At 62.4% G+C, this 13,418-nt stretch carries 10 protein-coding genes; 6 read left to right on the forward strand and 4 right to left on the reverse strand.

From position 1 onward, the window contains the following. Positions 1–81: 81 nt before the first annotated feature. The 4 genes from NKH73_RS22325 to NKH73_RS22340 all read right to left on the reverse strand — a co-directional run bounded on the left by NKH73_RS22325 (position 82) and on the right by NKH73_RS22340 (position 3,914). On the reverse strand, positions 82–1,224 hold the full coding sequence (locus NKH73_RS22325) for a DegT/DnrJ/EryC1/StrS family aminotransferase (protein WP_352936298.1): 1,143 nt from the start codon (positions 1,222–1,224) through the stop codon (positions 82–84). 245 nt (positions 1,225–1,469) lie between these two features. Next, positions 1,470–2,393 (reverse strand): carbohydrate kinase family protein, encoded by a 924-nt coding sequence (locus tag NKH73_RS22330; protein WP_352936300.1) that lies wholly within the window; start codon positions 2,391–2,393, stop codon positions 1,470–1,472. Next, positions 2,390–2,590 carry an RbsD/FucU family protein gene (locus NKH73_RS22335; protein WP_502893964.1) on the reverse strand — a complete coding sequence of 67 codons (201 nt, stop codon included), beginning with the start codon at positions 2,588–2,590 and terminating at the stop codon, positions 2,390–2,392. Before NKH73_RS22335 ends, NKH73_RS22330 begins: the two co-directional genes overlap by 4 nt. 97 nt (positions 2,591–2,687) lie before the next feature. Then, the gene (locus NKH73_RS22340; RefSeq protein WP_352936303.1) at positions 2,688–3,914 is read right to left on the reverse strand and encodes an ROK family transcriptional regulator; all 1,227 of its coding nucleotides are present in this window, start codon (positions 3,912–3,914) and stop codon (positions 2,688–2,690) included. Positions 3,915–4,186: 272 nt separating this feature from the next. Between NKH73_RS22340 and NKH73_RS22345 the strand changes: the two genes are divergently transcribed. From NKH73_RS22345 to glgC, 6 genes are all read left to right on the forward strand, one after another. Beyond that, the gene (locus tag NKH73_RS22345) at positions 4,187–5,164 is read left to right on the forward strand and encodes a sugar ABC transporter substrate-binding protein (RefSeq protein ID WP_473634369.1); all 978 of its coding nucleotides are present in this window, start codon (positions 4,187–4,189) and stop codon (positions 5,162–5,164) included. A gap of 155 nt (positions 5,165–5,319) precedes the next feature. Beyond that, positions 5,320–6,384 carry an ABC transporter permease gene (locus tag NKH73_RS22350; protein ID WP_352936305.1) on the forward strand — a complete coding sequence of 355 codons (1,065 nt, stop codon included), beginning with the start codon at positions 5,320–5,322 and terminating at the stop codon, positions 6,382–6,384. Positions 6,385–6,386: 2 nt separating this feature from the next. Continuing rightward, positions 6,387–7,169: an ATP-binding cassette domain-containing protein gene (locus tag NKH73_RS22355; RefSeq protein WP_352936307.1), complete on the forward strand. Its 783-nt coding sequence runs from the start codon at positions 6,387–6,389 to the stop codon at positions 7,167–7,169. 218 nt (positions 7,170–7,387) lie between these two features. After that, positions 7,388–9,850 carry a glycogen/starch/alpha-glucan phosphorylase gene (locus tag NKH73_RS22360; protein WP_352936309.1) on the forward strand — a complete coding sequence of 821 codons (2,463 nt, stop codon included), beginning with the start codon at positions 7,388–7,390 and terminating at the stop codon, positions 9,848–9,850. A 53-nt stretch (positions 9,851–9,903) separates the two neighbouring features. Beyond that, positions 9,904–12,117 (forward strand): 1,4-alpha-glucan branching protein GlgB, encoded by a 2,214-nt coding sequence (glgB, locus tag NKH73_RS22365; RefSeq protein ID WP_352936311.1) that lies wholly within the window; start codon positions 9,904–9,906, stop codon positions 12,115–12,117. Positions 12,118–12,152: 35 nt separating this feature from the next. Continuing rightward, positions 12,153–13,418 (forward strand): glucose-1-phosphate adenylyltransferase, encoded by a 1,266-nt coding sequence (gene glgC, locus NKH73_RS22370; RefSeq protein ID WP_352936313.1) that lies wholly within the window; start codon positions 12,153–12,155, stop codon positions 13,416–13,418.

Genomic DNA, 13,418 nt, shown 5'->3' on the forward strand with positions numbered 1-13,418 from the left:
TCGCAACTGACGCTCGTTGTTGATGCGCGATCGGCGTACTGCTGGAGGGATACCGGCTAGACAGTGATCGCCCGTGAGGCTCTACGCGGCCGCGGTGTGCGCCGAATTCGAGCCGATATAGTTACGGATCGTTTCGATGATCCGATCCTGGTCCGCCTCGCTCAGATACGGGTGCATGGGCAGGCACAGGATGCGCTTCGGCAGCTCCTCCGAAACGGCAAGACCGGTCGGCGTGCGCGGATAGTCGCGATAGGCGATCTGACTGTGCAACGGCTTTACGTAATAGATCACCGACGGGATGCCTTTTTCGCCGAGATGTGCCTTCAGCCCATCGCGCTTCGGCGTCTCGATGGCGTATTGCGCCCAGGCTGAACGGCTGCCGCCCAGGTTGCGCGCTGCCTTGACGATATCGCCGAGCCCTTCGGCATAACGATTTGCAACCGCTTGCCGGGCAACCATCTCGTCTTCGAGAATGGCCAGCTTCTCGATCAGGATCGCCGCCTGCAGCGTGTCGAGCCGCGAATTGATGCCGACGCGGATATTGTCATATTGGGTTTCGCCCTTGCCGTGGAAGGCGAACGAGCGAAGCTGTTCGGCCAGCGCATCGTCATTGGTGAACATCGCGCCGCCGTCGCCATAGCAGCCGAGCGGCTTTGCCGGGTAGAAGCTGGTCGAGCCAACCGCGCCGAACGAGCCGCACATCTTGCCGTCGGCCGAGCCGCCCATCGACTGGGCGGCGTCCTCGATCACCATCAGCCCTTCGCGGTTGGCGATCGTCATAATCGCCTCGTAGTCAGCGGCGAGGCCGAACAGGTCGACCGGTATGATCGCCCTTGGCTTCAGCCGGCCTTCCGCCTTGATCATGGCGATGGCCGCCTCGAGGCTGGCGATGTCGATATTGTAGGTCTGGGGATCGACATCGACGAAAACCGGCTCTGCCTTGGCCAACGCCACCACTTCCGCCGTGGCGGCAAAGGTGAAGCTCGGCACGAACACCGCGTCACCTGGGCCAATTCCGGCCGCAAACAGCGGCAGCAGCAGCGCGTCGGTGCCGTTGGCGCAGGCGACGACATGCTTGGTCCCGATATAGGCGGCGAGCTTGTTTTCGAATTCGGTAACCTCAGGTCCCAGGATATAGCGCCCCTCGTCGACAACGCGGTCGATGGCCGCTTTCAGCCTGTCGCGGATGCGCTCGCGCTGCGCGCCAAGATCAATGAACTGCATGTCGGCCTCAAACGGTATTAGCCAGGTAATCGGCCGCTGGTAGCAGACTTGGCCCGACCGAGAAACCCGCACGAGCCAAACCGCGAATTGCTCAAGTGTCGCAGTCTGTTACCTCTGATTTCCAAGGTGCCCTTGAAGATGCCGGAAATCCGGGCTTCGTCGGATGTCATTTGGTCTTCACATCGCGTCGCAACCGAACCGGCGAAACATAAAGTGATCGGCAAGCTGGGTGCAAAGCTGTGCAATCAGGCGATTTCATGCCGCCAGGGCGGATTGGCGCCGGCCCGCGACACCGTCACCGCCGCAGCCCTAGCACCGAGCGTCAGCGCCTTGTGGATGGCGTCTTCCGGCAGCTTGGCGATCGCCTCTTTCGACAGCAGGCCCTGCTCGTGCAGCGAGGCCAGGATGCCGGCGTTGAAAGTATCGCCGGCACCGACCGTATCGACAACTTCGACCTTGTCCGGCACGATCGTGACCTTGTGATCCCTGGTGTAGCCGACAGCGCCTTCGCTGCCATGGGTGACGACTATCAGCGTCGGGCCGCGATCCAGCCAATTGTGGACGACATCCTCGTGCGAGCCGGCTTCGCCGAACCAGTTGAGGTCCTCGTCCGACAGCTTCACGATGTCGGCCATCGCCATCATCGAGCGGATGCGCCGGAGATGCTTGGCCTTATCAGGGATAAAATTGGGCCGAATGTTGGGATCCAGCATCATGACGCGGCGGCTGTGCTCGCGCCGCATAAATTCCTCATAAGCCGCTCCGGCCGGTTCCGAGATCAGGCTGATGGCGCCAAACAGCATGGCTTCGATCTCGCTGCCGAGTTTCGGCAGATCGTCGACGGTCAGCATGCGTCCGGCTGTGTTTTCATCGTAGAACGTGTAGGTCGCCTGGCCGTTGTCGAGCCGCACGAAGGCGAGCGTGGTCGGCCGGGGAGATGTGTGCGCATAGGTGGAACTGACCTTGCTTGCCCCCAGCGCGTCCCTGAACTGGCCACCGAACAGATCCGACGACAGGCCGGAAAAGAAACCGGCGGGTGCTCCCAGCCGGCCGAGCGCAATAGCGGTGTTGAACACCGCACCACCGACATAGGGGGCAAAGGCCGGCTCGCCCTCCGTCGTGGTGCGCGGCAGCATGTCGATCAAGGCTTCGCCGCAACAGAGGATCATGATTTGCTGTTCTCCGGCGGATAGATCACCACCTTGCGGGTGGTGATGTTGGCGTAGAGCCGCAACTCGCTTGTCGCAACGATCGCGTGCGCGGACCGTAGATAGAAGTCGCCGCCGGCGAGCGCAACCACCTTGCGGTCCGACGCGGGCTTAACGCAGATCGCCTCCACCTCGCCATGAACGGGATTGGCAAGCAAGCGATCACCAGCGACTGGAAGCGCGATCTCATTGCTACGGCCGTGTCAGCGTCGCCAGCCGCTCCGGACCGAGCAGGTCGGGATCCGATCAGCATGCTCAGGCACTCCTGGAAATCATGGTCGAACCGATGAGGAAGCGCTCGGAAAGCGGCAGGCTGGCGCCGCCCAGGGCACGTGCATGGATGCCGACGGTTCCCTCGCGAACGGCTGGGAGCTTCAGGCCTTCGCCGTCGATCTTGCTGATGGCTTCGACAACGGCATCGACGAGCCGGCGCCGCACGGCCTTCGGCATCCATCCTTCGATCACTGCGGCCTCGAAATCGATGACCGAGGATGCTGCCACGATGGCATAGGCGAGCGCTTGCGAGGCGCTGGCTATCCAGTGGTCGAGCTCGACGCCGATCTCGCCCCAGTCCTCCGGTGACGTCCATAGATGCGAGGCCTCGACGCCGCGCGCGTTGAGCGCCTTTTCCAGCATCGCGATCGACGCCACGTCGATCAATTGGGCCGGCTTGCCGTCCGGTCCGGGCACCGGCATCGAACCCAGCGCGCCGGCATTGCCGGTCGGCCCGCCAAAAAGGTGACCGTTGAGCACGATGCCGCCGCCGGCGAACGCTCCGATATAGAAATAGACGAAGTCGCGCGCCGCACCCGCCTTGCCGAACACCAGCTCGGCGCCGCAAGCCGAGGTGGCATCATTCTGCAGATAGACCGGGAATTCGCATTGCGCCTGGATGTCGGCGCGGATGTCGCGGTGGCGCCATTCGTCCATGACGTCGCGCGGCGCACCTGCCGTATCGGCCCAGTTCCACAATTCGAACGGCATGGCGATGCCAAGTCCGGCAATGCGCTTGTCCTGTGCCGGGGTAAGTTCGCCGCGCATCGTCTTCATGCCGGAGGTGACGAATTCAACCGTCTCGCGCGGTGCCGGGTAGCGGTAGGAATGCTGCAGCATCGAGCGCACATTGCCGAGAAAATCGATCAGCACGAGTTCGGCGCTGCGACGACCGATCTTCAGACCGATGAAATAGGCGCCATCGGGATTGAGCGCCATGGGAATGGAGGGTTGGCCGATCTTGCCGCGCAACGGCGCCTGGCGGACAAGGAGATTGTCCTCCTCGAGCTCGCGCATAATGACGGAAACCGTTTGGGCGGAAAGCCCGGTCATGCGCGCGATGTCGGACTTGGCCAGGCTGCCGTGCTGACGCACCAGCGACAGCACCAGCCGCTCATTGTGGTCCCGCATGCCGCTCTGGTTGGTGCCGCGATGAATGCGGCTCTCGGTTGCTTCGGGCGAACCGTGCCTTGTAATGCCGGTCTCCACCCCGGTTCCTCCCGTCGTTTCCCCTCGATGCTTTTGGGCCAGAATGAGTGAACGATGCAACGCTGTCAATAATAAATAAGAGTGATTTAATTATTGACACAAACCTCGGTCTGGTATTCTGTTGGGGGCAGGCGTCCACGCCGGGAGAAGTCGCTGGATGCTTGTGCAGATGCCGGTTGGCCGGCATCCGAAATGGTTCCACTGGGAGGAAAATCGTGACCAAGACAGCACTATTGAAGTCCACCGTTTTTGCCGCGGCCGGACTGGGACTGATGGCGTTCACCTCGGCTGCATCCGCCGCCGATGTCGGCGCCTGCCTGATCACCAAGACCGACACCAACCCGTTCTTCGTCAAGATGAAGGAAGGCGCGGCCGCCAAGGCGAAAGAACTCGGCGTCGACCTCAAAGCCTACGCCGGCAAAATCGACGGCGACAGCGAGAGCCAGGTGGCGGCGATCGAAAGCTGCATCGCCGACGGCGCCAAGGGCATCCTGATCACCGCATCCGACACCAAAGGTATCGTCCCGGCGGTGAAGAAGGCACGTGACGCCGGTCTGCTGGTGATCGCGCTGGACACGCCGCTTGATCCGCTCGACGCCGCCGACGCGACCTTCGCGACCGACAATCTGGAGGCCGGCAAGCTGATCGGCGCGTGGGCCGCCGCGACGCTCGGCGACAAGGCGAAGGACGCCAAGATCGGCTTCCTCGACCTGACCCCCTCGCAACCGACGGTCGACGTCTTGCGCGACCAGGGCTTCATGATGGGCTACGGCATCGACGTGAAGGACCCCAACAAGATCGGCGACGAGGACGATGCACGCATCGTCGGCCACGATGTCACGAACGGCAACGAGGAAGGCGGCCGCAAGGCGATGGAGAACCTTCTCCAGAAGGATCCCGGCATCAATGTCATCCATACCATCAATGAGCCGGCAGCCGTCGGCGCCTACCAGGCGCTCAAGGCCGTTGGCCTCGAAGGCAACGTGCTGATCGTCTCGGTTGACGGCGGCTGTCCCGGCGTGAAGTCGGTCGCCGAGGGCGTGATCGGCGCGACCTCGCAGCAATATCCGCTCCAGATGGCGGCACTCGGCATCGAAGCGATCGCCGCTTTCGCCAAGGATGGGACGAAGCCCAAGCCGACCGAAGGCAAGGATTTCTTCGACACGGGCGTCAACCTCGTGACCGACAAGCCGGCGGAAGGCGTGAAGTCCATCGACACCAAGGAAGGCCTCGCCAAGTGCTGGGGCTGATGCCGGTCTGACAGGCAACAGAACCGATCGGCCGGGGGCTTGATCCCCGGTCGTTTCGGGCGGACGATGCGCTATCGCAAGCGCGAGCAATTCCGGCGGCAGATCGGGAATGATTGGACGGGCGTCGGCGTGGCTGAGGCCCCATGGGAGGTAACATGGCTCAGGTTCAGGAATTCGAAAAGGCTCTCTCGAACAGCGAGACAAGCGTTGCTGCTTTTGACGAGCACGGCACGTCGATCGTCAAGCGCATCCAGCATTTTTTGCATTCCACTCCGGCTGCGGTGCCGCTGATCGTGCTGGTTCTGTCGATCGCTGTCTTCGGCGTCACCATCGGGGGACGGTTCTTTTCGTCCTACACGCTGACGCTGATCCTGCAGCAGATCGCCATCGTCGGTATTCTCGGCGCCGCGCAGACGCTGGTTATCCTTACAGCCGGCATCGACCTGTCGATCGGCGTGATCATGGTGATTTCGGCCGTGTTCATGGGCAATTGCGCGATCACCTATGGTCTGCCGACCCTGCTTGCGGTGGTGATCGGGCTTGCCGCCGGTGGGGCCTGCGGGCTGCTCAATGGGCTGCTGGTCGCCTATATGAAGCTGCCGCCCTTTATCGTGACGCTCGGCACCTGGAACATCGTCATGGCCACCAACTTCATCTATTCGGCCAATGAGACAATCCGCGACGCCGACGTCGACGCCCAGGCGCCGCTGCTGCATCTGTTTGGCCTGAACTTCAAGGTCGGCACGGCGGTGTTGACGTTCGGCGTCATTGCCATGGTCGTGCTGGTGCTGATCCTGTGGTACGTGCTCAATCACACGGCATGGGGCCGCCATGTCTACGCCGTCGGCGACGATCCGGAGGCTGCCAAACTGTCTGGCATCCAGACCAAGAAGGTGCTGATCTCGGTCTACACCCTCGCCGGCCTGATCGCCGCTTTCGCTGCCTGGGTCTCCATCGGCCGCAACGGCTCGATCTCGCCGTCGGCAGCCGTCACCGACTACAATTTGCAGGCGATCACCGCGACGGTGATCGGCGGCATTTCCCTCTTCGGCGGACGCGGCTCGATTTTGGGCACGCTGTTCGGCGCGATGATCGTCGGCGTCGTTTCGATGGGCCTCAACATGCTGGGCGCCGATCCGCAATGGAAAGTGCTGCTTACCGGCGTGCTGATCATCGGCGCCGTGGCGATTGACCAGTGGATCAGAAAGGTTTCGGTGTAGCGATGACCCAGGAGCCCATCCTCACCGCGCGTGGCCTCGTCAAGCGCTACGGCCGCGTCACCGCGCTGAACAATTGCGACTTCGATCTCTATCCGGGAGAAATCCTGGCCGTGATCGGCGACAACGGCGCAGGCAAGTCGACGCTTATCAAGGCGATCTCGGGCGCCGTGATCCCGGACGAGGGGACCATCGAACTGGACGGCAAGCCGGTGCTCTTCAAGTCGCCCATCGAGGCCCGCGAGGCCGGCATCGAAACCGTCTACCAGAACCTGGCGCTGTCGCCGGCGCTATCGATCGCCGACAATATGTTCCTCGGTCGCGAGATCCGCAAACCGGGTTTCTTGGGCGATTGGCTGCGCATGCTCGACCGGCCGGCAATGGAAAAGCGCGCCCGCGACAAGCTCACCGAACTTGGCTTGATGACCATCCAGAACATCAGCCAGGCCGTCGAAACGCTCTCGGGCGGCCAACGCCAGGGCGTGGCGGTGGCACGCGCCGCCGCCTTCGGCTCGAAGATGGTCATCATGGATGAGCCAACGGCGGCGTTGGGCGTCAAGGAGAGCCGCCGCGTGCTCGAACTGATCCTCGACGTGAAGAAGCGCGGCCTGCCGATCGTTCTGATTTCGCACAACATGCCGCATGTCTTCGAGGTGGCCGACCGCATCCACATACATCGGCTGGGCCGTCGTCTCTGCGTCATCGATCCCAAGCAATATACAATGTCCGACGCCGTCGCCTTCATGACCGGAGCGAAGCTCCCGCCGGAGGCGGCGCTGGCAGCCTGATGCATGTCGCCCCAAAGTGCTCAGCGGTTTTGGGATAACGACATGCACGCGTCGCGGAAGCCGCCCAAACGGGACGCGCTCCAAGTTGCTAAACTGCCGCAGGGTAAGCTGCCCCGCGGCAATCTAACTCGATTGAACGTATAACAAAATATGCGTTAGCATGGACTGGGAGGAATGGTGAAAGCCGGTATGACCATGGCAACCGCACGAGAGGCAGCATGACGCGCTCGATGACATCCGAAGCTCCCATTCTCGAACTCCCAGATCCCAAGACGCTCGCTGACGAAATCCTCAAGGCTCTCAAATACAGGGTCGGCAAGGGAACCGCCGTTGCCACGCAGTACGATTGGCTAACCGCCTCAATCAAGGTGGTGCGTGACCGCGTCGTCGATCACTGGATGCAGGCGACGCAAGAGGCCTACGCCCAGCAGGAAAAGCGCGTCTACTATCTGTCGCTCGAATTCCTCATCGGCCGTCTGATGCGCGACGCCATTTCCAATCTGGGCCTGATGGACACCATGCGCGAAGCGCTTTCGTCGCTTGGCGTCGACCTTGACCTCATCGCCGCGCTCGAACCGGATGCGGCCCTTGGCAATGGCGGTCTCGGCCGGCTCGCCGCCTGCTTCATGGAAAGCATGGCGACGGTCGATATCCCGGCGCACGGCTACGGCATCCGCTACGCCAACGGCATGTTCCGGCAGGAGATCCATGACGGCTGGCAGGTGGAATTGCCCGAAACCTGGCTCGATCACGGCAATCCCTGGGAGTTCGAGCGGCGCGAACGCTCCTTCGAGGTCGGCTTCGGTGGCGCTGTGGAATCGATCACCTCGAAGGACGGCCGGCTCGAGCGCCATGTCTGGAAGCCGACCGAACACATTCTGGCCGTCGCCTATGATACGCCGGTAGCCGGCTGGCGTGCCAAGCGCGTCAACACGCTGCGCCTCTGGTCCGGCATGCCGATCGATCCGATCCTGCTCGACAAGTTCAACGCCGGCGACCACATCGGTGCGCTCGCGGAAAGCAACAAGGCCGATGCCTTGTCGCGCGTCCTTTACCCCGCCGATTCCCACATGGCCGGGCAGGAATTGCGGCTCAGGCAGGAATATTTCTTCTCCACCGCGTCCCTGCAGGACATCGTCCAGCGCCATCTCAGCCAATATGGCGACCTGGAATCGCTGCCCGACAAGGCGGCGATCCATCTGAACGACACCCATCCGGCCATCGCGGTGGCCGAGCTGTTGCGCCTTTTGATGGATGTCCACGGCATGGATTTCGATCAGGCCTGGAGCATCACCAAGCGCACCTTCGGCTACACCAACCACACACTGCTTCCCGAAGCCCTCGAAAGCTGGCCGGTGCCGCTGTTCGAGCGGCTGTTGCCGCGCCATATGCAGATCGTCTACGCCATCAACGCGCAAGTGCTGCTGGAGGCGCGCGCCTCCGGCCAGTTTTCGGATGAACAGATCAGCCGCATCTCTCTGATCCAGGAAAACGGCGACCGCCGGGTGCGCATGGGCAATCTCGCCTTTGTCGGCTCGCACTCGATCAACGGCGTCTCGGCGCTGCATACCGAATTGATGAAGCAGACGGTGTTTGCCGACCTCCACAGGCTCTATCCCGACCGCATCAACAACAAGACCAACGGCATCACGCCGCGGCGCTGGCTGATCCAGTGCAATCCCGGTCTTACCGCGCTTACCCGCGAGGCGATCGGCGACCGCTTCATGGACGACATCGACGCCATCAAGGGTCTCGACGCCTTTGCCGACGACGCCGCTTTCCGCGACAAATTCGCGGCCGTCAAACGGGCGAACAAGGTCAGGCTTGCCAATCTCGTCGCCGACCGCCTCGGCATCAAGGTCGATCCCTCGGCGCTGTTCGACATTCAGATCAAGCGCATCCACGAATACAAGCGCCAGCTCCTGAACATCCTCGAAGCGGTGGCGGTTTACGACCAGATCCGCTCCCATCCGGAACGCGACTGGATGCCCCGCGTCAAGTTCTTCGGCGGCAAGGCGGCGCCCAGCTATCATAACGCCAAACTGATCATCAAACTCGCCAACGATGTCGCAAAGGTCATCAACCGCGATCCGGCCGTTCGCGGCTTGCTGAAAGTGGTGTTCGTGCCGAACTACAATGTCAGCCTGGCCGAGATCATGATGCCCGCCGCCGACCTTTCGGAGCAGATATCGACCGCCGGGATGGAAGCCTCCGGCACCGGCAACATGAAATTTGCGCTGAACGGCGCGCTGACCATCGGCACGCTTGACGGCGCCAATGTCGAGATCAAGGAGTGCGTCGGCGACGATAACATCTTCATCTTCGGCCTGACTACCGCTGAGGTCGCCGAGCGGCGCAGCAACGGCTATCATCCGCGATCCGTGATCGAAGCCTCTCCCGAACTGGCGCAGGCCGTGGCTGCCGTTTCGTCGGGCGTCTTTTCGCCTGACGATCCGGACCGCTATCGCGACCTGATGAACGGTCTCTACCAGAGCGACTGGTTCATGGTCGCCGCGGATTTCGATGCCTACACCGCCGCCCAGCGCGACGTCGACGCCGTCTGGCGCAACAGCCCCGATTGGTACGCCAAGGCAATCCGCAATGTCGCCCGCGTCGGCTGGTTCTCGTCCGACCGCACGATCCGCCAATATGCGAAAGAAATCTGGAACGTGCCCGTCTGATGTGATTGCATGAGGCCACGAACAACGTGGTCCCCGGGGAGGGGCACTGCCTGATGAGGAAGCCGCGCGCGACCGCTGCGACAAGCGGGCCGGATGGACTGGCGTCAGCCGGTGATGTCGCGGCGATTGTCGCCGGCACGCATGGTGACCCTTTCGCTGTCCTGGGTGTGCACGAGGCCGACAAGGGCTTTGTCGCCCGTTGCTTTGTCCCTCATGCCGAGTTCGTCACTGCCTATACGCTGACCGGCAAGAAAGCGGGCGAACTCTCCCGGCGCGATGAAGGCGGCTTCTTCGAGGGCAGGCTGTCGCTCAAAAAGCGCCAGCCCCTGCGCTATCATGCGCGCAATGCCGGCGGCGACTGGTGGCTGACCGATCCCTATTCGTTCGGTCCGGTGCTCGGTCCGCTGGATGACTACTACATTGCCGAGGGGTCGCATCTCAGGCTGTTCGACAAGCTCGGTGCGCACCTCATCGACCACGAGGGTGCGTCCGGCGTGCATTTCGCCGTCTGGGCGCCCAATGCAAAGCGCGTTTCGGTGGTCGGCGACTTCAACGAATGGGATGGCCGCAAGCATACGATGCGCGTCCGCCGCGACACCGGCATCTGGGAGTTGTTCATTCCCGACATCGGCGCTGGCCGGCCCTACAAATACGAGATCATTGGGCCCGATGGCGTGAGACTCCCGCTGAAGGCCGATCCGTTCGCCTCCAAGTCCGAACTGCGCCCGGCTACCGCTTCGGTGACGGCGCGTCCGCCGGCGCATGAATGGGGTGACGAGGCGCACCGCAATTTCTGGCGCAACGCCGACCCAAGACGCGAGGCGGTGTCGATCTATGAGGTCCATGCCGGCTCCTGGCAGCTTCACGACGACGGCAGCTTCCTGTCATGGGACGAGCTCGCCGGCCGGCTGATCCCCTACGTCGTCGATACGGGCTTTACCCATATCGAATTCATGCCGATCTCCGAACATCCCTATGACCCGTCCTGGGGCTATCAGACGACGGGCCTCTACGCGCCGTCGGCCCGCTTCGGCGATCCGGACGGTTTTGCCCGATTCGTCGACGGCGCCCACCGCGCCGGCATCGGCGTCATCCTCGACTGGGTGCCGGCGCATTTCCCGGTGGACGCCCATGGCCTGGCCAATTTCGACGGCACGGCGCTCTATGAACATGCCGATCCGCGCAAGGGCTTCCATCCCGACTGGAACACCGCGATCTACAATTTCGGCCGGCGCGAGGTGGTCTCGTTCCTAGTCAACAACGCACTGTTCTGGGCCGAGAAATACCATGTCGATGGTTTGCGCGTCGATGCCGTCGCCTCGATGCTCTATCTCGATTATTCGCGCAAGGCCGGCGAATGGATCCCTAACGAAAAGGGCGGGCGCGAGAACCTCGAGGCGGTCAGCTTCCTCCAGCGGATGAACAAGGAGGTCTATGGCCATCATCCGGGCGTAATGACGATTGCCGAGGAATCGACCTCATGGCCGAAGGTCTCGCAACCTGTGCATGAGGGCGGATTGGGTTTCGGCTTCAAGTGGAACATGGGCTTCATGCACGACACGCTGGAGTATTTCTCCAAGGAGCCGATTTTTCGCAAGCATCACCACGGCGACATCACCTTTGGCCTGGTCTACGCCTTTTCGGAGAATTTCGTGCTGCCGCTCTCCCATGACGAGGTCGTGCACGGCAAGGGGACGCTGCTCGGCAAAATGGCCGGCGACGACTGGCAGAAATTCGCGACGCTGCGGGCCTATTACGCCTTCATGTGGGGCTACCCCGGCAAGAAACTGTTGTTCATGGGGCAGGAATTCGCCCAGCGCCGCGAGTGGAGCGAGGCGCGCGCGCTCGACTGGAACCTGCTCGATTTCCGGCCCCACCGCGGCGTCTGGCAAACGGTGCGCGATCTCAACTACCTCTACCGCTCGCGCCCGGCCCTGCATGGGCGCGACTGCGAGCCCGAGGGCTTTTCCTGGCTGATCGTCGACGACAGCGCGAACTCGGTCTTTGCCTGGCTGCGAAGTGCGCCGGGCGGAAATCCGGTCGCCGTTATCTCCAATTTCACGCCGGTGCCGCGCGACAATTACCGCGTGCCGTTGCCGATTGCCGGAACATGGCGCGAGATCATCAACACGGACGCCTCGGATTATGGCGGTTCCGGCAAGGGCAATGGCGGCGCTGTCGAGGCTCGGGCGGAAGGAGGAAGCATTTCGGCGACGATGCTTTTACCGCCATTGTCGACGGTCATGCTCGAATTTGCTCCGGAATGAGCGATGTCTCGCAGCGCGTAACTTGGGAGGATAAAATGGCAGAGATAAAACGAACCCAGCCGCTGGCGCGCGATGCAATGGCCTATGTGCTGGCCGGCGGCCGTGGCAGCCGGCTCAGGGAGTTGACCGATCGGCGAGCCAAGCCGGCGGTCTATTTTGGCGGCAAGACGCGCATCATCGATTTCGCGCTCTCCAACGCGCTCAATTCCGGCATCCGCCGCCTCGGCGTAGCCACCCAGTACAAGGCGCATTCGCTGATCCGCCACCTGCAGCGCGGCTGGAACTTCCTGCGGCCCGAGCGCAACGAGAGCTTCGATATCCTGCCGGCCAGCCAGCGCGTATCGGAAACACAGTGGTATGAAGGCACGGCCGACGCCGTCTACCAGAACATCGACATCATCGAGGCCTACGGGCCCGAATATATGGTCATCCTGGCCGGCGACCACGTCTACAAGATGGACTATGAGCTGATGCTCCGCCAGCATGTCGACGCAGGTGCCGATGTCACCGTCGGCTGCCTCGAAGTGCCGCGCATGGAGGCGACCGGCTTCGGCGTCATGCATGTCGATGCCAAGGACACAATCATCTCCTTCATCGAGAAACCCGCCGACCCGCCCGGCATTCCCGACAAACCGGACTTCGCCCTGGCCTCGATGGGCATCTACGTGTTCAAGACCAAGTTCCTGATGGAGCAATTGCGCCGCGACGCGGCCGAACCGGGCTCAAGCCGCGACTTCGGCAAGGATATCATCCCGTATGTCGTCGAGCACGGGAAGGCGATCGCCCATCGCTTCGCCAAATCCTGCGTGCGCTCGACCGCAGAGAACGAGGCCTACTGGCGCGACGTCGGAACGGTCGACGCCTATTGGGAAGCCAATATCGACCTCACCGACATCACGCCGGAGCTCGACCTCTACGACCGCGACTGGCCGATCTGGACCTATGCCGAGCTGAAGCCGCCGGCAAAGTTCGTACATGACGAGGATGGCCGCCGCGGCTCGGCCGTGTCGTCGCTCGTCTCGGGCGATTGCATCGTCTCAGGCGCTTCGCTGAAGCGAAGCCTGATCTTCACGGGCGCGCGCATCAATTCCTATTCGACGCTCGAGGAAGTCGTCATGCTGCCCGACTGCCATGTCGGCCGCAACGCAAGATTGAAGCGCGTGGTCATCGATCATGGCGTAAGGATACCGGAGGGGCTCGTGGTCGGCGAAGATCCCGTTCTCGACGCCAAGCGCTTCCGCGTGTCGGAAAAGGGCATCTGCCTCGTCACGCAGGTCATGATCGACAAACTGGGATTGTAG

The organism is Mesorhizobium sp. M0938 (genome assembly GCF_040319125.1).
Classification (GTDB): domain Bacteria; phylum Pseudomonadota; class Alphaproteobacteria; order Rhizobiales; family Rhizobiaceae; genus Mesorhizobium; species Mesorhizobium robiniae.